This window comes from Hymenobacter gummosus (assembly GCF_003970915.1).
GTDB classification, from domain to species: domain Bacteria; phylum Bacteroidota; class Bacteroidia; order Cytophagales; family Hymenobacteraceae; genus Solirubrum; species Solirubrum gummosum.
The window spans coordinates 317,979-342,850 of the sequence record NZ_RXOF01000006.1 but is presented as its reverse complement, the minus strand read 5'-3'; the positions used below and the strand labels follow the sequence as shown (position 1 = coordinate 342,850).

The window sequence follows — 24,872 nt, the reverse complement described above, 5'->3', positions numbered from 1 at the left end:
CGGTTTCCACTACGGAAGCCGGGGCCGTTGCCTGTCAGGGCGTAGCCTATGCCGCTAAGGCGCCACGCGCACGAGTCGGACGGTGTGCTGTCCGTCGGCAAAGCGGGCGGAGTAGATGCCGGCGGGCACGCTGGCGGCGGGCGTCCAGGTGAGCTGGGCCTCGGTGCCGGCCGCGGCGGGCACGGCGAGGCGGTCGACGAGGCGGCCGACCTGGTCGAAGACGAGCACCTGCGCGGCCCCGGCTTTCGGGCGGGGCAGGGCGAAGCGCACTTCATCCGTGAAGGGCGTGGGGTAGGCCGTCAGCTGCTGGCGCTTGGCGGCCGTGTGCGTGGCCGTGACGTTGCGCGGCAGGGCCTGCAGCACCAGCACGTAGTACTGGGCCCCTTTGATGGGGCAGGCGTTGTCCTCCACTTTCACCGGGATGCGGTAGGTGCGGCCGGCCAGGTACGGGTCCGGGCGCAGGCGCACCTTCAGGGACGGGGTGGCCGTGCCGTTGTTCAGCACCGTCACCGGCGCGGCGGGCGCGTTCAGGTTGATGTGCATGTCCGCGTACGCCGGGTCCGTGGGCGGTACGATGGACACGGTCAGGCGGTCGGCCGGATTCGGGTCAGTGAAGAAGTATTCCGTTTCGGCGTAGGTGCCGGCCACGGTCGACAGCTGCAGCGAGCGGACGCTGGTGGTGGGGTTGCCGGCCGTGGTGGTCGGGCTGGCGGGCAGGGCATTGGGGCCGCAGTCGATAACGATAACCAGCATCTCGCGGCGCACCGTGCCGATTTTGTAGTACTGCCCGTTGATTTTGCGGTACTCCGTCACTTTGCCTACCAGGGCGTACTTGTTGTCGCCATCAGCCGAGGGAGTGGTAGCGTAAACGGCCGGCGTAAACGTGACGCTGCCCACGAACGGGTCGAAGGTGAAATCCGGCACGGCCGTCTTCACCGGGCAGGAGCCGGTAACGGTATAAGAAGGCAGCGGATACGTAGGCGAGTACGCCGTCGGGAACCCGGTTTGCATGTTAATCACGCAGGGGTTGGTCGGCGTGTTGCTCGGGTCAAGAATGACGGGCACATTCTGGTTAATGGCGGCGTAGGTCGAGTACTGGTTGCAGGCTTCCAGTGGCCGGTCCAGCGAGTATACCAGCGAGTCGCCGTCGGGCTCGAAAGTGGAGAAAGTCAGGGTGTTCTGCTGCTTCCAGCCCGCAAAAGGCACTGGCGAATCCTGGTCCTGGTACTGGGGCGAGGTGTTCTGCGCCACGTATTGGGTGCCGTTGGACAAGGTAACCTGATTGTTCAGAGTAGCCTCGAAGCGCAGGGTAGTGTTGCCGCCGATGTTTTCAACGGACGGCCGGGCGTTGATTTCCACGCTCAGCGTCCACTCGGCGGCCGGGGGCAGAGTGATGTCGGCGGTGTACTTGGCCGTTTCGTAGTTGGCGTACGGGCTGGTGGTGTTACACGTGTTGGCACCGGGGACGCTGGGGCAGTAGGGGCTGCCCATTACCAGTATGCCGCGTACCAGGGTGGTGGTGAAGTTGCGCGCGTCGTTGCTGTTGCACGAGGTGGTGGGCGTACCCACCCGGCAGTTGAGCGTGAGCGAGGTTTCAGCCGCGATGCCCGAGCAGTCCCGGAAGTAGCGGCAGGTCACCCGGTAGCGGTTGTTGCCGAGGGCCTCGTAGGTGAGCTGCCCGCCCTGGGCGTGCGAGGCCCGGACGGGACGGCTGCCAAGCAGCAGCAAGCTGGCCAGCAACAGGAGTAAACAACGGTTCATAGGCATTTGGTAAGATGAAAAGGTGAAAAAGAATGAAAGCGGGAAAAGGTACGAAGAGTAGGCTACGGATGTAGCAGGTTGTGTGGCAGTTTGTAGGCCGACACAAAGATTAGGCGCTGCCTGGCTGTCAACCCGGAGCTTGACGTCGGCATGCTTACGCGGCCGCTTGCTAACCGAGTAGCGGGAAAAGCGGTGCCGACGCAGTCGTAGGGTAAGCGCACCCGAACCTGGGAGGGACTAAAAAAATTATAGGTTGACCCCTTCCCTAGGCTTTGCGCAAGCGCGGCCAAGGGAAGAAGCCAACCAGGCATAAGCAGCCGAAGCCAACGGGGTAGGGTTGGGGGCATGCAGTAAGGATTAAAGAAGCAGGATAAAAGAAGGCTGCACCGGGGCTACGGGGGGAGGATATTGCCCGTTACCGAGGTGCATTTCTCAGCTAGCAAATCACAGGCCAAAAAGACCTCGGATTAGTTTAAATTTTAACATTTGGATATTTCTTAGATACTCGCTTGCTTAACAGCACGGTAACAGTAACACAATCTGGGAATAACACCCTGCGGTGCGGCTCTTACCAATTTTGCTCCCCAATTCTCCACCAACAACACCTACTGCTTCGATGAAAGCAACCCTTACCCGCCTCGGGACCCTGCTCGTGCTGGGCGCCCTCGTCTTCTCCTGCGCCAAGCACGAGGACATCCAGCCCGACGCCTCGCTGGAAGCCACCAGCCAGAGCGCCGACGCCACCCGCGACAGTCACCTGACCATGGGCAACCCCAGCGGCGCCGTGGCCAGTACCTCGTACCCCACCAACTACCTGCTGAGTAAGTCGCAGTACGCCATGTCGTACCACCGCGACCGGGGCATTCCGAACTGGGTGTCGTGGCACCTGAGCTCGGCCTGGGTGGGCAGCACCCCGCGCCAGGACAACTTCGCCGCCGACGCTACCCTGCCCTCGGGCTGGTACCGCGTAACCAGCAGCAGCTACACCGGCTCGGGCTTCGACCGCGGCCACAACTGCCCTTCGGCCGACCGCACCGGCTCGGTGGCTGATAACTCGGCCACTTTCCTGATGACCAACATGATGCCCCAGGCGCCCTACAACAACCAGCGCGCCTGGGCCAACCTCGAAAACTACTGCCGCACGCTCATCAACGCCGGCAACGAGCTGTACATCATCTGCGGCTCGTACGGCACCGGCGGCACCGGCTCGGCCGGCTACAAAACCACCCTCGACGCTGGCCGCGTCACCGTGCCGCGTCGCTGCTGGAAGGTCATCGTGGTGCTGCCCGAAGGCTCCTCCGACGCCAGCCGCGTGACGACCAGCACCCGCGTCATTGCCATCGATACGCCCAACGACCAGAGCGTGGGCACTACCTGGGGCTCCTACCGCACCTCGGTCGACGCCATCGAGTCGGCCACGGGCTACAACATCCTCTCCGCCGTGTCGTCTACCGTGCAGAGCACCATCGAGGCCCGCGTCGACAACGGCCCGACCAGCTGAGCCGGCGGCTAATGACCCGGTTAACAACGGAAAAGGCTGCCCTCAGACGAGGGCAGCCTTTTCTATGAACGTTTATGTGAGCGAGTGAAGAAATAAGGGAACGGTAACGCGGCAACTTTAGCGTGCGGGGCACTAGAAAGTGTAGTTCAGGGAGGCCTTGATGACGCGGTTCTGGGCGTCGAAATTGTTGTTTTTGTCGAGCGACGAGAGGCCGTAGTCGTAACCGGCGCTCAGGCCCAATCCGTTCCCGAACTGGTAGCCCGCGCCGCCCGTCAGCCCGAAGTCCAGCTCCCGGAAGTACTCCTTCACGTCGAAATCCTGCTTGTAGGCGCTGAAGCCCAGGGCGCCGGCCTCCAGCCGGGCCTTGCCCGACACCAGGTAGGAGGCCTGCGGGCCGGCGTACAGGTACAGGCCGCGCGTGAGGTAGCCCTTCAGCAGCACCGGCACGTCGATGTAGCTCATGCGGGCCGTGGCGGTGGCTTGGGCGTTGAGGAAATCCAGGGCTTCGATGGGCAGCTTACCGCTCATCACCATGCCCTTCTCGGAGTACTGCACGCCCGGCTCGATGGTAAAGCGCGGCCCCAGCGGCAAGCTCACGTAGGCCCCGGCGTGGAAGCCCGGCCGCTGCTGCCGCGTCACGGCGCCGTCGGTTAGGTCGAGCAGGCTTTGCAGGCTCTGCACCGCGTCGCCCGACCAGTCGGCCACGTTCACGCCGGCCCGCAGGCCGAACCGGACGCCGTCGGCGCCGTTGGCGGCCACGGCGGAGCCAGTGTTGGAAGGAGCCGGCACGTAGGTGCGGGAGTAGGCCGGGCGCTGGGCCTGGGCCACGGAGGTAGTAGATGCGCCGAGCAGCAGGGCGGCGGAAAAGGCAATAGCGAGGGTAGCGCGGTTCGTCAGCATGACCACGGGAGGTTGAAAATCGGAAGGGAATGGAAGGGACGAGGCAGCCACTCACGCGTCCGTCGGCGCATCGTCGGGAAGGGCTAAAACAAAACCGTGCCAAACCGCTCGGGCGGTGATTGATGCTGCGGCTTGTGGTAAGATTATGAATGTATTATGATTGAAAATTTCCTCATCTGGTAGAGAAATATGCGCTACTTTTGTGGCGGTGAGTGAGTGAAGAATCACCAAAAGTGAGTGTCAAAGGACCGTGCTTCGGCGCGGTTTTTTGCGTTTGGGGCGCCTTGGTGAAAAGTCAGACGAGGGGCGGTTTTGGTTTGAGGGCGCCTGGATTTCGGGCCTACTTCGGCAGCAGATAACGATATGATAATCCGGTCATAACGCCGGACTAACCTCTGCGCCCGATGTTTGAACAACTGCCCACCGCTGCGGCCCCTGGCCCCTTCGCGCTGCTTGATATGATTTCCGCCAACCTTCCGCTGCCCGCCGGTTTCGGGGCCCGCTCCCGGGCCGCCCTGCGCCCCGTGCTGCAGCGCTTCACCCACCTGCGCGAGCTGCAGCAGCTCTACGAGCAGGCCGCCGACCTGACGGGCCTGGAGTTCGTGGCCGCCATTCTGGAGCGCCTGCAGATAACGGTGGAATACGACGCGGCCGAGCTGCGCCGGGTGCCCGCCAGCGGCGCCTTTATTGCTGTGGCCAACCACCCCAGCGGCATGCTCGACGGGCTGGTGCTGCTGCACGTACTGGGCCAGGCCCGCCCCGAGCTGCGCACCGTGGCCAACGAGCTGCTGGCCCCGCTGCTGCCCCAGCTGCACCAGCAGTTCGTGCTGGTGCGCCCCGACGCCACCGACGGCCCGCGCAACGTGCCCGGCCTGCGCCGCCTGCTGCAGTTCTTGCACAACGACGTGCCCCTGCTGCTGTTTCCGGCCGGCGAAGTGGCCCACCGCCCGGCCCCGTTCCGGCGGGTAGAGGAATCGGCCTGGCACCCCACGGCGGGGCGGCTGATTCAGGCGGCGCGGCTGCCGGTGCTGCCGGTGTGGGTGAGCGGCAAGAACAGCACTTCCTTTAACTGGCTGGGCCTCGTGCACCCGCTGCTGCGCACGGCCCGCCTGCCGGTGGAGCTGCTCAACAAGCGCGGCCAGACGGTGCAGGTGCGCATCGGGGCGGCGGTGGCGCCGGCCGAGCTGCATCAGCTGCCCGCCGCCGAGCAGATGCCCTACCTGCGGGCCCGCGTGCACGCCCTCAGCCCGCTGGAAGTGCGCAGCAAAACCGAGCGGTTCGTGGCCCCGCTGCTGCAGGCGCCGGCCGCTGCGCCCGTGCCGGTTATCGGCGAGACGCCCGCTGAATTGCTGGAAGCCGATCTGGCCGCCCTGCGCCCGGCCCGGAAACTGGTGCAGACGCGGCAGTGGGAAGTGTACGTGGCCAAGAAATCAGAAGTGCCCCACGTGCTGCGCGAAATCGGGCGGCTGCGGGAGCTGACCTTCCGCCGCGAGGGCGAAGGCACCCTGCAGGCCACCGACCTCGACCAGTTCGATGACTACTACCGCCACCTGTTCCTCTACGACCGCGCCGCCCGCAAGCTGGTGGCCGCCTACCGCATCGGGCCGGGGCGGGCCATTCTGCGCCAGCACGGCCGCCGGGGCTTCTACCTGAACTCGCTGTTCCGGCTGCGGCGCGGGCTGAAGCCCCTGCTGCGCCAGTCGCTGGAGCTGGGCCGGGCCTTCGTGCGCGAGGAGTACCAGCGCCAGCCGCTGCCGCTGGCTTTGCTCTGGAAGGGCATTGCCGCCTACCTCGACGCCCACCCCGAGTACCGCTACCTCATCGGGCCGGTGAGCATCAGCAACCGGTTTTCGCCGGCGTCCAAGGCGGCCATGCTGGAGTACGTCACCCGCCACTGCTTCGACGCGGAGCTGGCCGCCCAGGTGCGCCCGCGTAAGCGCTACCGCTACCGCCCCCTCGACGCCCACGAGCAGCCCGGCGTGCTGCAGGCCGGCGTCGACAGCCTGGAGGCGCTGAACCGGCTGGTAGCCAGCATCGAGCCCCGGGGGCTGGGCATTCCCACGCTGCTGCGCCAGTACGTGCGCCTGAACGCCCGCTTCATCGGCTTCAACCTCGACCCGGCGTTCTGCAACTCCCTCGACGGCTTCATCGTGCTCGACGCCCGCGAATTGCCCGAGCGCACCCACCGTTTGCTGGACCGGGTGCAGGGCAAAGGGTAGGTGGCGTGGTAATACTGCAATTGTAGAGAAGTCATCAGCCCGTCGTGTCGAGCGAAATCGAGACATCTCGCGTGCTGATGACAGGTAGTAACTCTATCGTTCAACGAGAAGAATACTATCGAGCGAGATGACTCGACTTCGCTCGACATGACGGGCTTACCCAAAATTATCCCCGATACCATGTGCTGAATAGCTGGTTTGCTGATAATTAAGCAAGAAAAAAGGCGGCTTGTGGGAAGCCGCCTTTTTCGTTTATGGGGGTGCCGGAGCCTAGTTGCCGGCACTGCTGCCCGCGGGCAGGCCCACGCTGCCGTCCTCGGCCGTCGGAATCTGGCTCATGTAGCCGCGGAAGCTCATGGCAATTTCGCTGGCCAGGGAGTTGGCCTGGGCGCGCACGCGCTTGTCGTTCTTGGTTTTGTCGACGTTCTTCTCCGCGGCGAGCTGGGCCAGGTAGGCCTCCATCGGCACCAGCTGGTCGAGCTGCTGCGGATCGGCAATGACCTGGAAGTGGCCCACCGAGTAGTTGTAGCCCTGGTCGGTGGCGGTGAACGTGAATTCGAAGCGGGCGGTGCGCTCCAGGTTCTGGCCCTTGTTGTCGACGGGCTTCACCTTCACGGTGCCCTGCACGCTCACGGTGCCGGCTTCGGCGTTGGTCTTCAGGTTGGTTTTGGGGCCGTAGGCGAAGTGGTGCTCCACCCAGTCGGCGGCCCGGGCCTGCAGGGTTTGGCGGCTGAAGTTTTCCGTGGGCACGCGCTCGGCGTACTCCACCGCGTCCTGCGCGGCGGCCGTGAAGCCGGACAGCAGCGCTACCATCAACCAGAGCAAGGGTAGTGTTTTCTTCATAGCGCAGAAAGGCAAGGGTGAAGGCTTGGAAATGTGCTGTGCAAAGTTCTGGCAGGCAATTGACGCTGGCGTTACGAATCTGTTACCGAAACAGCACCAAATGCCGGGCTTACGTTGGCAAACTGCATTAGTTTCAAGGAAAGTTAAGAAGCGGTTTTGGATTATTCTAATCAATGTAAACTTTCAGAAAACTATCCAGTTCTATCCTTGATAAATAAAAAATGCAATCCATTGCGGAACTGAAGCCGCAGGCCTGATAAGCTGGCTAATAGCTTAATGCGTTGGCCTACAAAGCAATGTAAAGGTCATGCTGGGCCACTTGTGCGTTCTTTAATAATATAAGAGCCGGGTTGGCATAACATTTTCCCAGCAGAAAAAATCTTGCGGCGGGTGCTTGTGCTGTGTCCGGACTTGGATACTTTTGCGACGTGCTTCTCCACAATCAACATAAGATGAAGCGCAGAACCGCGGCTCCGCCGGTTCTGCATCAGGGTCGCAGCCCGTTCATTGCCGTTGATTTCGTTTCGTTTTCCTGCCTTTCCCCTTGCCTGCCGCCCGGTTGTTACCGGAGCGGTTTTTTTGTGCCCGCTCCCGGCGGATGCCAGGGCAAACCACGGGCTTAGCTACCACTTCAAACTCTCGTAAACCCTGCCTTCATCAGTGATGGAACACTCTCTGGCACCCGCCAAAGCGCAGCGCTCCAACCCGGTCATGACGCCCGGGCGCCCGGCCGTGGTTGGAGCAATGCGCCGCTGCGTGCCCTTCCTGATCAACCACCACAACGCTATTTAAGGTAGCGCCCCGCGGAGGGCCCGGTGCATTGCCGGGCCTTTTGTTTTTACCGGGCGGCCGACTGGTTGCGGCGCCCCAAACGACGTGGCCCGGCTGTGCCAGCCGAGGCATCTTTACCGAAAGTAGCTCAGCTGCCGTTGCGTTGGTGAGTGAATGGTGGCCGATGAAACGGTAAAGGTGCTTCGGCCGGCGCAGCCGGCCGCCGGGCGACGGAACAACTCCGGCCACCCGTTTTCAAGAATTCCACAGCGAACCGGAAAACAGACTCTTTTATGCAAATCGGACCCTCGCTGACGCTGCAAACCCCCGTGTGCCTGGCCGCCGCCCCCTGGCAGCTGCCCGACGGCCTGGGGTACGAGCGCCTCGGCGCCATCTTCACCAAGACGGTCATCATGGAGCCCCGCCCCGGCCGGGGCGAAGGCATTATCCGCGTGGCCGACGCCTCCCTGCTGAACACCACCGACCGCCGCACCGACGGCGCCGAGCAGCTGGTGCAGGAACACCTGCCGCAGCTGCGCCGCCACAACGTGCCCGTGCTGGTGAGCATCACCGCCCCCGGCATCCCCGGCTTCCGCAAAATTGCCCGCTACCTGGCCCGCGAAGCCGCCGGGCAGATTGCCGGGGTGGAGGTGTACATCAGCAGCGCCACCACCGAAAAGGGCTTCGAGCTGACCCCGCGCTTCGTGCGCGAGGCCGTGGAAGCCGTGCGCAACGAGCTGGGCCCCGACGCGGCCCTGGTGGTGAAGCTGCCCCCGTGGCCCGACCACGTGCGCGCCCTGGCCCTGGCCGCCCAAGACGCCGGCGCCACCGCCCTGGCCGCCTCCAACACCCTGAAAGCCCTGCACCTGCCCGAAACCGGGGAACCGCTGCTCGGCGGCCTGTCGGGCGAGGCGCTGCGGCCCATTGCGCTGCGCTGCGTGTACGAGCTGGCCCACGACGAAAACATCAAGCTGCCCGTCATCGGTACCGGCGGCATCTTCACCGCCCAGCACGTGCGCGACTACCTGCGCTGCGGCGCCACGGCCGTGCAGGTAGCCACCGGTGAATGGCTGGAACCGGGCCTGACCGGCCGCCTGGCCGCCGAATGGGAAGAATCTGCTTCGCTAACTGAAAACCAAGCCGCCGCATGGAACAGCTAACCCGCCGCGCCCAAACGGCCAACTCCCTGCTCTGCGTGGGCCTCGACCCCGTTGAGTCAGCCCAATGGGGCAACGTGGAAGCCCGCCTGCAGCAGGTGGTGGAACAAACCGCCGAATACGCCGCCGGCTTCAAGCCCAACCTGGCCTTCTTCCTGGCCCGCCCCGACGGCGTAGCCCTGCTGCAGCGCCTGCGCCAGTGGATTCCGGCCGATGTACCGATGATTCTCGACGGTAAGTTCGGCGACATTGCCAACACCGCCGAGCGGTACGCCGCCTTCGCCTACGACGTCATCGGGGCCGACGGCGTGACGGTGAACCCATACATGGGCGAAGACGCTATTCTGCCCTTTGCCCGGCCCGGCAAGGCCGTGTTCGTACTGGCCAAAACCTCGAACAAGCCCACGCACTCCTGGCAGGATCAGGAACTGGTAAGCGGCGGCACCGTCAGCGACTATTCGGCCGACGTGGTGCAGACGCTCACCTACGAACACCCCGGCCTCGGCCTGGTGGTGGGCGCCACCAACCCCACGGCCCTGGGCCACCTGCGGCAGCGCTGCCCCGAGCTGTGGTTTCTGGTGCCCGGCGTGGGCGCGCAGGGCGGCGACCTGGCCGCCACCGTGCAGGCCGGCTGCCGCGCCTCCGACGGCCTGGGCGTGCTCATCAATACTTCCCGTGCAATCTGGCAGGCCGCCGACGCCGGCGCCGCTGCCCGAGAACTTACCCAACAAATCAATGCCCTACGCTCCGAGCGACTTTCAGCAGCAATTTGAGCAGCAGCTGCGCGGCGAAGACGCCCTGCTCAGCGGCCACTTCCGCCTTTCCTCCGGCCTGCACTCCGATACCTACGTGCAGTGCGCCCGTTTCCTGCGCCGCCCCGACTTGGCCGCTCCGGCCCTCGGTGTACTGGCTGACCTGATCCGCGAAGCCGGCCTGCAGCCCGACGTGGTAGTCGGCCCGGCTATGGGCGGCGTGGTGGTCAGCTACGAGCTGGCCCGGCAGCTGCAGGTGCCCGGCATCTTCACCGAGCGCGACGCCGACACCAAAATGACCCTGCGCCGCGGCTTCACCCTGGAGCCTGGCCAGAAGGTTATTATCGCCGAGGACGTGGTGACGACTGGCAAATCGACGATGGAGGTGGCCGTGGTGCTGCGCCAGATGGGCGTGGAAGTGCTCGGCGTGGCCTGCCTCATCGACCGCACCGGCGGGCAGCACGGGCTGGACTTCCCGCTGTTTGCCCTGCTGCCGGTGCAGGCGGCCACCTATCAGCCGGAAAATTGCCCGCTGTGCGCCAAGGGTATTCCGGCCGTGAAGCCCGGCAGCCGGCCCGATGCGGTGCCCGCCGTTGGGTAAGGTCCGCCGGAGTCCTTACCTTTGCATCTCCTTCGCTACTCTGTGCAACGAAGTCTCTCCCATACCAACCCCTCGCTGACCCGAACGACGCTGCTGGCCGACTTCGACAGCATGTGGCGCGGCAGCGCGCTCTTCAGCATTGCCGCGGGCCATCGGCTCGACGTGCTGCGGGGCGAGGCGGAAGAGCGAATAGCCGAGCGGCAGACGCAGCAACGCGCTGCCCTGCAACCCGGGCACAGCGAATCTGCGGCGGGCATCTCCGACTTACGAAAGCAGCTGCGAAAACCCGTAGCCGCGCCGTTCGGGACGCCACTGGACTGCATTTGCGAAGACCATTCTGCTGATTCTGACCGGAGCCAAGCTCCGCAACCTCGTGTAAGCCGCCTCGTGGCCCGCAAGTCGGGCGCGGGGCGGCTTACCGCGTTTTTGGGCCGTAGCGCGGGCCTGGCCGATGCCTTCCTTCGGTTTAGCCCGCGTCCTTCTGATAGCAACTCTAATCCTCCGTGCGGCCGTCGTTCTGCGGCCGTCGTGCGGGCACACGCGGGCTGAAGCCCGCGCTACACGCTTTGAGTAACACCGCCTCCCATACCATCCAGTTGATTCCGCGCCCCGGCCAGCACGACGGCGAAGGCGCCCGCGTGGCCGAGGCCGCCCGGCGGCATCTGCACCTGCATACCGGCGCGGTGCAAACCAGTGCCGTGTACACCGTGCGCTACCCGCTGACGGCCGAGCAGCTCGAAAGCTTCGCCGCCCAATGCCTGCAGGACCCGCTGCTCAACGACGCCGCGCTGGACCAGTGGGCTATAGCTCCGGAGTTCAAGAGCTACATCCTCGTCGCCAAAGGCCCCGGTGTGACCGACGACGAAGGCACCTCGGCCCAGAACGCGCTGCAGGACTTCCTCGGGCTACAGCTGGACATCCGCACCCAGCACATCTTCAGCAAGCGGCTGTATTTGCTGGAAAACGAGCTGCCCGAGGCTGACCTGCGCCACCTGGCCGAAGAGCTGCTGGGCAACAAGCTCATCAACCGCTTCGTGGTGGGCCACACCGCCCAGGGCATCCGCGACTTCACGCCCCAGCCCGGCGGCGGCGCCGACTCGACCACGCATACCATCCGCCTGGAAAACCTGACCGACGAGGAGCTGCTGCAACTGTCGAAGGAAAACGTGTACGCGCTGAACCTAGAGGAAATGCGCGCCATCCGGGACTACTACTATGCGCCCGAAACGCAGATTAGCCGCGCCGAGGCTGGCCTGACGCCTGACCCCACGGACTGCGAGCTGGAAATCCTGGCCCAGACCTGGTCGGAGCACTGCAAGCACAAGGAATTCGCGGCCGTCATCCGCTACCGCAACGGCGTGACCGGCGAGCAGAAGGAAATCGACGGGCTGTTCAAGACCTACATTAAAGGCGCCACATCGGAAGTTGACCGGCTGCTGCGCGAGAACGGCAACGACTGGCTGATCAAGGTGTTTTCGGACAACGCCGGCGCGGTGCGCATCAACGAGGAGTCGTTGTTTGTCTGGAAGGTCGAAACCCACAACTCGCCCTCGGCCATCGACCCCTACGGCGGGGCCATTACCGGCATCCTGGGCAACAACCGCGACCCGCTGGCTACCGGCATCGGCGGCGCCCGGCTGCTCTTCAATACCAACGTGCTCTGCTTCGGCCCGCCGAACTGGCAGGGGCCGCTGCTGACCGGGCAGCTGCACCCGCGCCGGGTGTTCGAGGGCGTGCGCAAGGGTATCGAGGACGGCGGCAACAAGTCGGGCGTACCGACGGTGAACGGCGCCATCGTGTTCGATGAGCGTTACCGCGGCAAGCCCCTGGTGTACTGCGGCACCGGCGCCGTGCTGCCCATGCAGCTGGCCGGCCAGGACGCCTGGGAAAAGAAAATTGACGCCGGGGACCGGATCATCATGGCCGGCGGGCGCGTCGGCAAGGACGGCATCCACGGCGCTACCTTCTCGAGCATCGAGCTGGACGAAGCCGCGCCGGCTACGGCCGTGCAAATCGGCTCCCCGATTACCCAGAAGCTGGCCATGGATTTCCTGCTGCTGGCGACCCGCCGCGGCCTGATCAAGTGCAGCACCGACAACGGCGCGGGCGGCTTGTCCTCCTCGGTGGGCGAACTGGCCGGCATCAGCGGCGGCGCCACGGTGGAGCTGGAGAAAGTACCCTTGAAGTACCCCGGCCTGCGCCCCTGGGAGATTTTCCTGTCGGAGTCGCAGGAGCGGTTTACGCTGGTGGTGGAGCCGAGCAAGCTGGCCGAGCTGAACGCCCTGGCCGCCGAGATGGAAGTGGAGCTGTCGGACATCGGGCAGTTCACCGACAACGGCCGCCTCGACGTGACCTTCGACGGGCAGCCGGTGGCTTCCCTGTCGCTGGAGTTCCTGCACGAGGGCGTACCGCGCAAGGTGCTCGACGCCGAGTGGCAGCTGCCGACCCTGCACGAGCCCAAGCTGCCCGCTTCGCTCGACGCCACCGACCTGCTCATCAAGCTGCTCGGGGCGCTGAACATCTGCTCCCGCGAGGCGGTGATTCGGCAGTACGACCACGAGGTGAAGGGCCGCACGGTGGTCAAGCCGCTGATGGGCCGCACGGGCCAGGCCCCGCAGGACGCGGCCGTGGTGCAGTTCAATTTCGAGTCGTGGGAAGGCGTGGCCGTCAGCAACGGCATCCTGCCCCGCTACGGCGACATCGACCCCTACCAGATGTCGGCGGGCGCCTTCGACGAGGCCGTGCGCCAGATTGTGTCGGTGGGCGGCAAGCTGCCCAACCTGACGCCCGGCGACGGGATTTTCTGGTCGGTCAACGACAACTTCTGCGTGCCCGACTCGGTGTACGACCCCGTCACCAACCCCGACGGCAAGCAGAAGCTGGCGGCCCTGGTGCAGCTCTGCGAGGCCCTGCGCGACATGTGCGTGGCCTACCACATCCCGCTGACCTCGGGCAAGGACTCGATGAAAAACGACTTCAAGGCCGACGGGCAGAAGATTTCGGTGCCGCCCACGGTGCTGTACTCGATGACCGCCCTGATGCCCGACGTGCGCCGCGCCGTGACGTCGGACTTCAAAGCTGCCGGCGACGTGGTCTACCTGCTCGGCGACACCTACGACGAGCTGGGCGGCTCGGAGCTCTACCACCTCTTCGGCGAGCTGGGCCAGAACGTGCCCCGCGTGCGCCCCACCGAAGCCAAAGACCTGTACCAGAAAGTCGGCCGCGCCCACGAGCAGAACCTCATCCTGTCCTGCCACGACCTTTCTGACGGCGGCCTGGCCGTAGCCGTGGCCGAAAGCCTGTTCGGCGACGACAACCTGGGCGCCGAGCTGGCCCTGGAAGGTGAGCTGCCGGCCCTGACGGAGCTGTTTTCGGAAAGCCACTCGCGCTTCGTAGCCACCGTGGCCCCGGAGGACGTGGTAGCCTTCGAGGCGCTGATGGCCGGCCGTGCCACCCGCCTCGGCGTGGTGACGGACGGCGGCCGTTTGGTGATTCGTCACCAGGACAAAACGGTGGTGGACGCCGCCACCGCTGACCTGCGCGAAGCGTGGTCGAACGGCCCGGTGAACCGCGTAATGGCCGGCGAAGAACTAACCCTGCAAGCTTAGGAGAGTGGAGACGATGAGCAATCAAGCAGAAAACCTGACGACGCAGATGGCCGACAGCACCGCTGCCGAACAACGAGAAACGAATAACGAAAAACGCGTTCATGCCCTGGTCCTGACGGGCTTCGGCATCAACTGCGAAGAAGAACTGGCCGCCGCCTACCGCTTGGCAGGCGGCGAAGCCACCATCGTGCACTTCAACCAGGTGCTCAATGGTGAAACCAGCATCCACGACTACGACGTGCTCAACTTTCCCGGGGGCTTCTCCTTCGGCGACGACCTGGGCTCGGGCGTGGTCATGGCCAACAAGGTGCGCTTCCGCAAGCTACCCTCGGGCCGCACGCTGCTGGAGGAAATCGGCGCCTTCATCAAGGCCGGCGGCTACGTGGTGGGCATCTGCAACGGCTTCCAGATGCTGGTGAAAATGGGTTTGCTGCCCGATTTCGCCGGCCAGCAGGAGCGCGAAGTGACGCTGACCCACAACGCCTCGGGCCGCTACGAGGACCGGTGGGTGCGCCTGGCGGTGAACCCCAACAACCGCTCCCCCTTCCTCAAGGGCCTGACTTCGCTCGAAGTGCCCGTGCGCCACGGCGAAGGCCGCCTGGTTATCCGCGATGAGGCCATCCGCAGCCGCATCCTGGCCGAAGGGCTGAATTGCCTGACCTACTGCGACAGCACCGGCTGCGAAACGGCCGAGTACCCGCTGAACCCCAACGGCGCCGAGCTGAACTGCGCCGGCCTCACTGACACCACCGGCCACGTCTTCGGCCTGATGCCGCACCCCGAGGCGTTCCTGTCGCTCTACAACCACCCCGACTGGGCCCGGCGCAAGCGCCTGGACCCCACTCTGTCGGAGGAAGGCGACGGGCTGAAGCTGTTCCGCAACATCGTGGAGCACATCAGCCAGCGCCGCGAACCTCACCCCCCGGCCCCCTCTCCAAAAGAGAGGGGGAGCCTGACACACTGGACTTCTAACGAGTTTGTGGAGGCGGGGCAGGTGACAGCGCAAGGGTACGTGTTTACGACTGATGCGGAGCGGTGGAAAACTTCCAAAGGCTTTGCGCGGGAGAACCGGCAGAACCCGACGCCGGCGGAAGACCACTTGTGGCAGGAGCTACGCAACAGCAAGCTGGGCGCCAAATTCCGCCGCCAGCACGCCATTTCGCAGTTCATCGTCGACTTCGTTTCCATTGCCGACAAGCTGGTGATTGAAGTCGATGGCAGCGTACACAATCAGCCGGAGCAGGCTGAGTACGACGGCGGCCGCACCTACGAGTTGGAGCAGATTGGCTACCGCGTCCTGCGTTTCAGCAACGAGCAAGTGCTCAACGATACCGAGTCCGTGCTGGCCACCATCCGTCAGCACGTGCAGCCCACCGAAACAGCAACCCCCAACTCCTGAATAATGCCGCCTGGCTCCCCCTCTCTTTGGGAGAGGGGGCCGGGGGGTGAGGTTTTCGTATGAACACGCTCCCGCAATTCAACACGCCCCAGCTTGAGCTGCTGCACCGCGGCAAAGTCCGCGACTCGTACCGCGTCCCCTCGGGCGAGCGGCTTATCGTCGTGACGGACCGCCTCTCGGCCTTCGACTCGGTGCTGGAAACCGCCATTCCCTACAAAGGCGCCGTGCTCAACGGCCTGGCCGATTTCTGGTTCGACAAGACCCGCGACATCGTGCCCAACCACGTCATTCGGGTGGTCGACCCGAACGCCATGCTGGTGAAGGAGGCCGAGCCGATTCGGGTGGAAATGGTGGTGCGCGGCTACCTCACCGGCTCCATGCTGCGCGGCTACCTCAGCGGCCAGCGCACCTTCTCGGGCGTTTCGGTGCCCGACGGGCTGACCAAGCACCAGCGCTTCCCCGAGCCCATCGTGACGCCGACTACCAAGGAGGAGTCGGACCGCGAAATCACCCCGGAAAACCTCGTTTCCGAGGGCTGGGTGTCGGCCGAGCTGTACGAGCAGATGCGCGTGGTGGCCTTGCAGCTGTTCAACTTCGCTTCGGCGTGGATGGCGGAGCGTGGCATCATCCTGGTCGACACCAAGTACGAGTTTGGCCTGCTGAACGGGGAGCTGATTCTCATCGACGAAATCCACACGCCGGACTCCTCGCGCTTCTGGGACGCGGCCGACTACGCCGCCAACCCCGAAGGTGCCGCCCAGATGGACAAGGAGTACATCCGCCAGTGGCTGATTGCCCACAAAGTCGACGGCAAGTACCCCACGGCCCTCACGCCGGAAGTAACCGCCGAAGCCAGCCGCCGCTACCTCGACATCTACCAGCGCATTACCGGGCAGCCCCTGGCCGGCGCCGCCGACGAGGGCGTGAACGTGCCCGCCCGCCTGGTGCAGAACCTGGTGAAGGAAGGCTACATGCAGGATGAGCCGGTAGAGCAGCTGAACGGTTAAATTTGGAAGCGCCCGGAAGCCGATGCACGCCTAAGCTGATAGCTGAATGGAAATAGAAGTGGCCGGTGTGAAGTATGCTCTCTACACTGGGGAGGTACACGCCATCGAGCTGGACCTACGCTACGGTACGCCGGCCACCTCTACTGCTTTCGTGCAGCTGAACGTGCGCAAGCGAATAGCGTCCGGTGCGTACGAAAGCTGCCGCTTGAATCTGACGTTTGGTGGAGTTACGAAGGCTGTAGTGCAGGAAGAATTCATTGGTGGCACCAGCTATGCGTCCATCGTGCTGAATAAGCGGCCCGATAACTCCTACTACTTTGCCATCGGCACCATCGGAGATACCCACAACCCTGCTTACGACTACGACAACCTAGTACTGGTAGCCCAAAACCTCACTCTCCACGAAGAATGACCCGCCCGCTGACCCTAGTCGCCTCGCACCCCGCCGCCCCACAGGCCCGGCCGCTGCTCGATGAGCTGTCGGCCCAGCTCGGCGCGCGTTTCGGCGGCGACGGGCGCGACTCGTTTCAGGACTGGTCCGACGACGAGCGGCACATCTTCCTGCTGGCGCAACACGGTGACGAAGTTGTGGGCTGCGGGGCCGTTCGACCGATTACTGACGCGGTAGGGGAGGTGAAGCGCATGTATGCCAAGCACCCCGGCCAGGGCATCGGCCGGGCGGTGTTGGCCGGGTTGGAAGCTTCGGCGCGGGCGGCCGGCTACGACGAATTGTGGCTGGAAACCCGCGTGGCCAACGCGGAAGCCTGCCGCTTCTACCAGCGGCACGGCTACCAGCGAATCGACAACTACGGCCGCTACGTCGGCCGCGACAATGCCGCCTGCTTCGGCAAGCAACTTGGCCCGGTGCCAGCCACTTTTCCCAACTAGCACCCCTCGACCCTTGGCAACTCCTCAGACCAATATCGTCCTTCTCGGCAGCGGCGCCCGCGAACATGCCCTAGCCTGGAAAATGACCCAGGACGGCGCCCGCGTGCACGTGCTGCCCGGCAACGCCGGCATTCCCGGCTCGGTGCCCGGCATCAGCGCCACCGATTTTCCGGCCATCCAGCAGTTCTGCCAGGAGCAGCAGGTGAAGCTCATCGTGGTGGGCCCCGAGGCCCCGCTGGCCGCCGGCGTGGCCGACTACTTCGAGGGCTCCGACATCCGCGTGTTCGGTCCGCGCAAGGCTGCGGCGGTGCTGGAAAGCTCGAAGGTGTGGTCGAAAGACTTCATGCGCCGCCACGGCGTAGCTACTGCCCGCGCCTGGACGTTCCGCTCCGATCAGCTCGAGCAGGCCCGCGCCGCCGCCGCCGAGCTGCAGGGCCACGCCGTGCTGAAATACGACGGCCTGGCCGCCGGCAAAGGCGTGTGGGTATGCGCTTCGGAAGCCGAATTCGACGCCGCCCTAACGGAAATGCAGGCGCTGGCCCCGGTCGGCCACCAGTGGTACTCCTTCCTGGTGGAGGAAAAGCTGACCGGCCCCGAAATCAGCATTATCGGCCTGACCGACGGCAAAACGATGCGCCTGCTCAGCCCTTCGCAGGACCACAAGCAGCTGCTGGCCGGCGACCAGGGCCCCAACACCGGCGGTATGGGCGCCTACTGCCCCGTGCCCTTCGCCGACGACAACGTGCTGGCGCTGGTGCGCGAGGTCATCATCGAACCCACGCTGCGCGGCCTGCGCACCGAAGGACTGCCCTTCCTGGGCTTCCTCTACTTCGGCATCATGCTCACGCCCACCGGCCCGAAGCTGCTGGAATACAACGTGCGCCTCGGCGACCCGGAAGCCCAGGTGCTGCTGGCTTCGATGAGCAGCAGCCTGGTCGAGCTGATTACCGCCGCGCTGGATGGCCGCCTGGCCGAAGTGGGCGTGCGGCAGAAGCCCGGCGCCTTCGTGGGCGTGGTGCTGGCCTCCGGCGGCTACCCCGCCGCCCAGTTCCCGACGGGCTTTGCCATCGAAGGCATCGACGCCGTGGCGCCGGCTACGCTGGTGTTCCAGGGCGGCACCAAGCGCGACGAGGCCGGGCAGCTGGTGACCAGCGGCGGCCGGGTGCTGACCGTAGTAGCCGGCGGCCCCGACCTGGAAGTGGCGGTGGAGCGGGCCTACGCCGAAATCAAAAAGGTAACGTTCCAGGACGCCTATTACCGCACCGACATCGGCCAGCGCCCCGCCCCGGAGCTGGTCGGCCAAGCTTACTAATGATGACCGACGTAGCCCAGCGCGAATCGTTGAACAACGGTGGTGCCGTATCCGCATCGTCTGGCTCCCCCTCTCCCACGGAGAGGGGGCCGGGGGGTGAGGCGCAATCGTCCGCGCCGAAAGCCCGCCTCGCCATCCTGCTCTCGGGCCGCGGCTCCAACATGCTGGCCCTGACCCGCGAGGTGCGCGAAGGCGTGCTGCAAGGGCTGGCCGAGGTAGCCGTGGTGTTCAGCAACATCCCCGAAGTCGCCGGCCTGCAAGCCGCCGCCGAGCTGGGCTACCCCACCGCCAGCATCGACTCGCGCGGCCGGAAGCGCGCCGAGTTTGATGCCGACGTGGTAGCCAAGCTGCAGGAGTTTCGGCCCGACTACATCGTGCTGGCCGGCTACATGCGCATTCTGTCGCCGACGTTCATCCGCGCTTTTGCGGGTCGGATCATCAATATTCACCCGGCCGACACCCACCAGCACCAGGGCCTGCACGCCTACGACTGGGCCTGGGAAAACCGCCTGCCCGAAACCAAAATCACCGTGCACCTGGTTGACGAGGGGCTCGACACCGGCCCCGTGCTGGCCCAGGCGCCCGTCGACCTGCGCGGTGCCGACTCGCTCCCGGAAGTGGAGCGCCGCGGCCTGGCCGTGGAGCACCGCTTCTACGCCGACACCCTGGCCCGCTTGCTTCGCAAGGAATTAAAAATTGAGAATTAAAAATTAAAAATGGGCGCGCCATCGGAGCGTGTTCGGTTTTGATTTTGCCTGACTCTCAAATTTTTAATTCTTCATTTTTAATTTTTAATTCCCTCCCACTCATGTGCGGAATCGTTGGTTTTTTCGGCCCGGATGACGTCGTCGGCGACATCGTAATCGGCCTGACCGCCCTGCAGCACCGCGGGCAGGACGCGGCCGGCATTGCCTCCTTCGACGGCAATTTCCATTTGCACAAGGGCAACGGGCTGATCAACGACGTGTTCAAGCCCAAGCACCTGAAGAAGCTCAAGGGCAACATCGGCATCGGCCACGCGCGCTACACCACCCAGGGCTCCGGCGACGCCGAGCTGGCCCAGCCCTTCACCACCAGCTACCCCTTCGGCTTGGCCATGGTGCACAACGGCAACGTCATCAACTTCCGCTCGGCCGCCAAGCGCCTGCACGAGAAGTACCACGTGCTGCCCAAGACCAGCAACGACCTGGAGCTGATCATGTACACCTTCGCCTCGGAGCTGCGCCTCAAAAACCTGGACGCGCTGTCGGTGGTGGACATTTTCGACGCCGTGGAGACGACGCAGGAGCTGGTGAAGGGGGCCTACGCCACCATCACCATCATTGCCGGCCACGGCCTGCTGGCCTTCAACGACCCGCACGGCATCCGTCCGCTCGTGATGGGCCGCCGCGACACCCCCGACGGGCCGGTTTTCGCCTTCGCCTCCGAGTCGACCTGCTTCGACTACCTCGAATTCGACCTGATTGAAAACATCGGCCCCGGACAGGCGGTGTTTATCGACCAGAACTTCCAGGTGCACCACAAGAACCCGCCGGCCAAGCCCAAGGCCTTCTGCGTGTTCGAGCACATCTACTTCGCCCGCGAAGACTCCGTTATCCACGGCCGCCTGGTGGCCCGGGAGCGGGTGCGCCTGGGCAAGATCCTGGCCCGCAAAGTGCGTGAGGCTGGCCTGGAGCCAGATATGGTTATCGACGTGCCCTCCTCGGGCTACTTTGCTGCTTCGGGCCTGGCCGAAGCCATCGGCGTGCCCTACCGCCGCGCTTTGGTGAAAAACAACCATATGGGCCGCTCCTTTATCGTGAGCAGCCAGGCCGGGCGCGAAGACGTGGTGAAGAAGAAGCTGAACCCCATCCGCGAGTTTGTGGCGGGCAAGAAGATTGCCGTCGTGGACGACAGCATCGTGCGCGGCACCACCTCGCGGCGCATCGTGCGCATTCTGCGCGAGGCGGGGGCCAAAGAGGTGTACTTCATTTCCTCGGCCCCGCCCATCATCTCGCCCTGCATCTACGGCATCGACATGGCCATGAGCACCGAGCTGATTGCGGCCAACTACTCGGAGGAGGAAATCTGCCGCTACATCGAGGCCGATAAGGTGATTTACCAGTCCTTGGAAGATTTGCAGGCGCTGTTCGGCGAGGACAAAGGCCACGGCGGCAGCTGCTTCGCCTGCTTCTCGGGCAAGTACCCAACGGGTGACGTGACCAAGTACCTGCGCCACATTCAGGAGGAGCGCACCAGCCACCGCAAGGAGGAAAAAACCACTTCCGTCAGCGCCAAAGCCCCGGCCCCGACGGAGCACTAACGCACGACCACTCCCCTCCTCAGTTGAGGAGGGGACGCTTTGGCGTCAGCCAAAGCTGGGGTGCTTGCGTCGTTGCTGATGTCAGATAGTAACTTCTGATTATCGCACGAATCAGCGCCATCCGCGAAACCTCACCGTCATCGGCGGTCCAAACAACGTCAGCAACGACGCAACCACCCCAGCCAAGCCTGCGGCTTGGCATCCCCTCCTCACCTGAGGAGGGGAGTTTCGTTCAACCACTCGCATGAGCCAGACTACCGCCGCTTCCGACCTCAAAGCAACCGCCGGCTACTCCATCGAAGAAGGCAACGCCGCCTCGCGCAACGCCTACAACTGGGCCAAGAAAACCTTCAGCACCCGCGCCGGCAAGCCGGGTGAGCCGGCCCAGGACCTGGAAGGCGGCTTTTCCAACGAAATCCGCTTCGGGGCGGAGCGCCTGGGCATCGGTTCCGACGGCATCGGTACCAAAATCGAGGTGGCCGAGCGCGTGGACCGCTACGACACCCTGGGCCATGACCTGATTGCCATGGTGGCCGACGATTTGGTGGTGGCCGGCTTCATTCCGACTAACCTCTCGAACATCATCGACGTGAACACGCTGAACTACGAGGTGGTCGATGAGCTCATGCGCGGCCTGCACGACGCGGCGCAGTTCAGCTCCATTGCCGTGACGGGCGGGGAAATTGCCGAGCTGGGCAACCGCATCGGCGGCTACCCCGGCGCCCGTATGAACTTCAACTGGTGCTCCACCGCCGTGGGTGTATTGCACCCCAGCCTGAAGCGGCCGCTCAGCGGCGCCAACGTGCGCTCCGGGCAGGCCGTGGTGGCGCTTCGCTCGCCCTCGTTCCGTTCCAACGGCTACTCCCTGGCCCGCCGCACCCTCACCAAAGCCTTCGGCGAAGAGTGGCACAAAGCCCCCTACACCGGCGCCGACGCCGCCGAAATGGGCTCGACCTGGGGCGACGTAATGCTGGCGCCCTCGCTCATCTTCGCCCCCGGCGTCACGGCCATTCTCGATGCGGGCCTGCCCCTGCACGCGGCCGCGCACATCACCGGCGGCGGCGTGGCCGACAACTTCAAGCGCGTGCTGAAATCGGGCGTCGGGGCCGAGCTGGACAACCTCTTTGCACCGCTACCGGCCATGAGCCAGCTGGCCGAGCTGGGCGGCATCAGCCCCGCCGATGCCTACCTGTACTGGAACATGGGCAACGGTATGCTGCTCGTCACCGACGCCGAGCAGGCCGAAGCCGTAGCCGCCGAGCTGACTGCTAAAGGCTACCAAGCCCAAGTGGCCGGCCGCATCATCAGCGAGCCGACGATTACGCTGAAAGTGGGCGCTGGGGAGTTGAAATACGAGTTGTAGCGCGGGCTTCAGCCCGCGTCCGTCCGATAGTAATTTCACTCGTTGAACGACAGTTGTTCTGGTAGAGAAATTACTATCTAGCGGACGCGGGCTTAAGCCCGCGCTACATGCTCGTGCCCGATTCTGTTTTCTACCAGCGAAACCTGCCGCACCGCTTGGTGCCCGATGAATATTTATTCATCACTTTTCGCCTCGCGGGTACGCTGCCGCGCACGGTAGCTGAGCAGCTACGTGCTCAGTTGCAACAGCTGGAAACCGCCGAGAAGCGCAGCGGGCCTGACGAACTTAGCCTCCGCCGCCGCCGGTATTTCAAGCACTTCGACCAGTTTCTGGACGATGCGCGTACCGGTCCGACCTGGCTGGCGCGGCCTGAAGTAGCTGGGGTGGTCAAAGCGGTTCTACACGAGCTTGATGGAACGGCGTTTGACGTGGTTTGCTACTGCCTGATGCCGAACCATGTCCATCTGTTGGTGTACCTGCCGCAGTCGGCGCCGCCGATGGTTCAGGCATTGCGCACCGTGAAAGGCCGCTCGGCCCGGGAGGCTAACTTGTTATTGGGTCGCGAAGGAGCATTTTGGCAAGCCGAGAGCTACGACCATGTAGTGCGCAATGCGGAGGAGATGCAACGCATCATTGCCTACATTCTCGAAAACCCGGTGAAAGCCGGACTTGCTGCTGATTGGCAACAGTGGCCGCATACCTACTGGCGTGATAAGTAGCGCGGGCTTCAGCCCGCGTCCGCTAGATAGTAATTTCACTCGTTGAACGCCAGACGTTCTGGTAGAGAAATTACTATCTGGCGGACGCGGGCTGAAGCCCGCGCTACATTATGGCCTTACGCCGGCCGTTGCGGGCGCCGCTCCAGAATCAGCTGGGTGCGGAAGTCGTGCAGGCCTTTTTCCAGGCCCACCGGGTAGGTGTGCGGGTTCAGGAAACGGCGGATACTCGGGTCGAGGCTGGTGACTTCCTGCCGGGCTTTTTGGCGGCTTTCCTGCAGGGGGGGCAGCTCCAGCACCCGCCGGCCCTGCCGGAACAGCGGCTCCAGCAGCTCCCGGAACTCCGCCGACTGCACCGGGCGGCGGCGGGTGGCGTCGAGCGGGTCGACGATGGTGAGCTGCTCGGGCAGGGGCTCGGCGGTGTTGTAGAGCATGTCGGCTACGGGCTTGCCGTCGTGGTAGAAGCGCCGTACTTGCAGGATGCCGGGGATGCTGGTCTTGGCCAGCTGCTCGGAAAGCTTGATGGTGTAGTCCCAGCCCCCGGAGCCGTCGGTTTTGCGCATGGCGGCCAGCTTGTACACGCCACCGAGCGCCGGCTGGTCGTAGGCCGTGACGAGCTTGGTGCCGATGCCCCAGGTGTCGATGCGCGCCCCTTCGAGCTTGAGGGCGGTGACGAGCTGCTCGTCCAGGTCGTTGCTGGCCACGATGCGGACCTTGGGGAAGCCGGCCTCGTCGAGCAGCTTGCGGGCCTGCACGCTCAGGTAGGTCAGGTCGCCGGAGTCGAGGCGGATGCCGCCCAACTCGTGGCCCTGGCTGCGCAGGCGCCGGGCCACCTTGATGGCGTTGCGCACGCCTTCCAGCGTATCGTAGGTGTCGACCAGGAACACCGAGTCGTCGGGGAAGGCAGCGGCGTACTTCTCGAAGGCCTCCTCCTCGTCGTCGAAGGCCATAACCCAGCTGTGGGCGTGGGTGCCCTTGACGGGAATGCCGAACTGCTGCCCGGCCAGCACGTTGGAGGTGCCGTCGGCGCCGCCGAGGTAGGCGGCGCGGGTGGCCGAGAGGCCGCCGTCGAAGCCCTGGGCGCGGCGCAGGCCGAACTCCAGAATCTGGTCATTCGGCCCCACGGCTTCGCGGATGCGGGCGGCTTTGGTGGCAATAAGCGTCTGGAAGTTCACCAGCGTGAGCAGGGCCGTTTCCACCAGCTGGGCCTGAATCAGCGGGCCCTGAATGCGCATCAGCGGCTCGTTGCCGAACACCACCGTGCCCTCGGCCACCGCGTCCACGTCGCAGGTAAAGCGCAAGTCGCGCAGGTAGTCCAGGAAGCCTTGCTCAAACAGCACGCCGCCCTTGCTGCCGCGCAGGGAGCCGAGGTACGTGAGGTCGTCCTCCGAGAAGCGCAGGTTTTCCAGCCAGTCGACGGCGTAGGCCAGGCCGGCGGCCACGGCGTAGCCGCCCTGGAACGGGGCCTTGCGGAAGTAGAGGTGAAACACGGCCTCCTGATCCTGCATGCCCTGCCGCCAGTAGCCGTAGGCCATGGTCAGCTGATACAGGTCGGTGAGCAGGGTGAGGGAGGGGCGGTACAGGGCCGAAAGCGGCTGCTGGGGCTGTTGGGACATAAGGCAGAATAGTGGCTGCGGACGCGGTAAGGTACGCTGACCAGCCTGGACGGTTCTTAAACAAGCCCGGGCTTGCATTAGCCGCGCCGAATACAGTATTTTTTACCTGCGCACCGCCCGCCGGTCGGCCGGTCGCATCGGCCCGCCGCCCGGGCC

The 24,872-nt window shown here is 64.6% G+C and carries 20 protein-coding genes; 16 read left to right on the top strand and 4 right to left on the bottom strand.

Annotated elements, in window-relative coordinates:
* Positions 1 to 54: 54 nt before the first annotated feature.
* Positions 55 to 1,761: a hypothetical protein gene (locus tag EJV47_RS13085; RefSeq protein ID WP_126693598.1), complete on the bottom strand. Its 1,707-nt coding sequence runs from the start codon at positions 1,759 to 1,761 to the stop codon at positions 55 to 57.
* Positions 1,762 to 2,377: 616 nt separating this feature from the next.
* On the opposite strand from EJV47_RS13085, the gene EJV47_RS13080 reads away from it, so the two are divergent.
* Positions 2,378 to 3,262 (top strand): DNA/RNA non-specific endonuclease, encoded by an 885-nt coding sequence (locus EJV47_RS13080; protein WP_126693597.1) that lies wholly within the window; start codon positions 2,378 to 2,380, stop codon positions 3,260 to 3,262.
* A gap of 132 nt (positions 3,263 to 3,394) precedes the next feature.
* Here the strand turns inward: EJV47_RS13080 and EJV47_RS13075 are convergent, their stop codons facing one another.
* The gene (locus tag EJV47_RS13075) at positions 3,395 to 4,162 is read right to left on the bottom strand and encodes a porin family protein (protein WP_126693596.1); all 768 of its coding nucleotides are present in this window, start codon (positions 4,160 to 4,162) and stop codon (positions 3,395 to 3,397) included.
* 404 nt (positions 4,163 to 4,566) lie between these two features.
* Between EJV47_RS13075 and EJV47_RS13070 the strand changes: the two genes are divergently transcribed.
* Entirely contained in the window at positions 4,567 to 6,381 is a 1,815-nt protein-coding gene (locus EJV47_RS13070) for a lysophospholipid acyltransferase family protein (protein WP_126693595.1), read from the top strand.
* Between the two features lie 270 nt (positions 6,382 to 6,651).
* On the opposite strand, the gene EJV47_RS13065 is transcribed toward EJV47_RS13070, so the two are convergent.
* Positions 6,652 to 7,224, bottom strand: coding sequence for a DUF4468 domain-containing protein (locus EJV47_RS13065; RefSeq protein ID WP_126693594.1), 573 nt, complete (start codon positions 7,222 to 7,224; stop codon positions 6,652 to 6,654).
* Positions 7,225 to 7,887: 663 nt separating this feature from the next.
* Here EJV47_RS13065 and EJV47_RS28895 point away from each other — a divergent pair.
* The 14 genes from EJV47_RS28895 (at position 7,888) to EJV47_RS13000 (ending at position 23,103) form a co-directional block, all read left to right on the top strand.
* Complete coding sequence (locus EJV47_RS28895; protein WP_279389061.1) at positions 7,888 to 8,016, top strand: hypothetical protein; 129 nt, start codon at positions 7,888 to 7,890, stop codon at positions 8,014 to 8,016.
* A 272-nt stretch (positions 8,017 to 8,288) separates the two neighbouring features.
* Positions 8,289 to 9,155 carry a dihydroorotate dehydrogenase gene (locus tag EJV47_RS13060; protein ID WP_126693593.1) on the top strand — a complete coding sequence of 289 codons (867 nt, stop codon included), beginning with the start codon at positions 8,289 to 8,291 and terminating at the stop codon, positions 9,153 to 9,155.
* A complete protein-coding gene (pyrF, locus tag EJV47_RS13055) occupies positions 9,143 to 9,925 on the top strand; it encodes an orotidine-5'-phosphate decarboxylase (protein ID WP_126693592.1) in 783 nt (260 codons plus the stop codon). Before EJV47_RS13060 ends, pyrF begins: the two co-directional genes overlap by 13 nt.
* Positions 9,888 to 10,505 (top strand): orotate phosphoribosyltransferase, encoded by a 618-nt coding sequence (gene pyrE, locus EJV47_RS13050; protein ID WP_126693591.1) that lies wholly within the window; start codon positions 9,888 to 9,890, stop codon positions 10,503 to 10,505. Before pyrF ends, pyrE begins: the two co-directional genes overlap by 38 nt.
* Before the next feature lie 566 nt (positions 10,506 to 11,071).
* The gene (locus tag EJV47_RS13045; RefSeq protein WP_126693590.1) at positions 11,072 to 14,113 is read left to right on the top strand and encodes a phosphoribosylformylglycinamidine synthase subunit PurL; all 3,042 of its coding nucleotides are present in this window, start codon (positions 11,072 to 11,074) and stop codon (positions 14,111 to 14,113) included.
* A gap of 13 nt (positions 14,114 to 14,126) precedes the next feature.
* Positions 14,127 to 15,512 carry a phosphoribosylformylglycinamidine synthase subunit PurQ gene (locus EJV47_RS28425; RefSeq protein WP_126693589.1) on the top strand — a complete coding sequence of 462 codons (1,386 nt, stop codon included), beginning with the start codon at positions 14,127 to 14,129 and terminating at the stop codon, positions 15,510 to 15,512.
* A gap of 59 nt (positions 15,513 to 15,571) precedes the next feature.
* Positions 15,572 to 16,519, top strand: a complete 948-nt coding sequence (locus tag EJV47_RS13035) for a phosphoribosylaminoimidazolesuccinocarboxamide synthase (RefSeq protein ID WP_126693588.1) — start codon at positions 15,572 to 15,574, stop codon at positions 16,517 to 16,519.
* 46 nt (positions 16,520 to 16,565) lie between these two features.
* On the top strand, positions 16,566 to 16,931 hold the full coding sequence (locus EJV47_RS13030; RefSeq protein WP_126693587.1) for a hypothetical protein: 366 nt from the start codon (positions 16,566 to 16,568) through the stop codon (positions 16,929 to 16,931).
* Complete coding sequence (locus tag EJV47_RS13025) at positions 16,928 to 17,407, top strand: GNAT family N-acetyltransferase (RefSeq protein WP_126693586.1); 480 nt, start codon at positions 16,928 to 16,930, stop codon at positions 17,405 to 17,407. Before EJV47_RS13030 ends, EJV47_RS13025 begins: the two co-directional genes overlap by 4 nt.
* Before the next feature lie 13 nt (positions 17,408 to 17,420).
* Entirely contained in the window at positions 17,421 to 18,719 is a 1,299-nt protein-coding gene (purD, locus tag EJV47_RS13020; protein WP_207895884.1) for a phosphoribosylamine--glycine ligase, read from the top strand.
* Positions 18,719 to 19,426 carry a phosphoribosylglycinamide formyltransferase gene (gene purN, locus EJV47_RS13015; RefSeq protein WP_243651140.1) on the top strand — a complete coding sequence of 236 codons (708 nt, stop codon included), beginning with the start codon at positions 18,719 to 18,721 and terminating at the stop codon, positions 19,424 to 19,426. Before purD ends, purN begins: the two co-directional genes overlap by 1 nt.
* A gap of 101 nt (positions 19,427 to 19,527) precedes the next feature.
* Positions 19,528 to 21,021 carry an amidophosphoribosyltransferase gene (purF, locus tag EJV47_RS13010; protein ID WP_126693584.1) on the top strand — a complete coding sequence of 498 codons (1,494 nt, stop codon included), beginning with the start codon at positions 19,528 to 19,530 and terminating at the stop codon, positions 21,019 to 21,021.
* Between the two features lie 244 nt (positions 21,022 to 21,265).
* On the top strand, positions 21,266 to 22,384 hold the full coding sequence (locus tag EJV47_RS13005; protein ID WP_126693583.1) for an AIR synthase-related protein: 1,119 nt from the start codon (positions 21,266 to 21,268) through the stop codon (positions 22,382 to 22,384).
* A 107-nt stretch (positions 22,385 to 22,491) separates the two neighbouring features.
* Positions 22,492 to 23,103, top strand: a complete 612-nt coding sequence (locus EJV47_RS13000) for an REP-associated tyrosine transposase (protein ID WP_126693582.1) — start codon at positions 22,492 to 22,494, stop codon at positions 23,101 to 23,103.
* Between the two features lie 116 nt (positions 23,104 to 23,219).
* Here EJV47_RS13000 and EJV47_RS12995 read toward each other — a convergent pair whose 3' ends face one another.
* On the bottom strand, positions 23,220 to 24,716 hold the full coding sequence (locus EJV47_RS12995) for a nicotinate phosphoribosyltransferase (protein ID WP_126693581.1): 1,497 nt from the start codon (positions 24,714 to 24,716) through the stop codon (positions 23,220 to 23,222).
* Positions 24,717 to 24,872 lie beyond the last annotated feature (156 nt).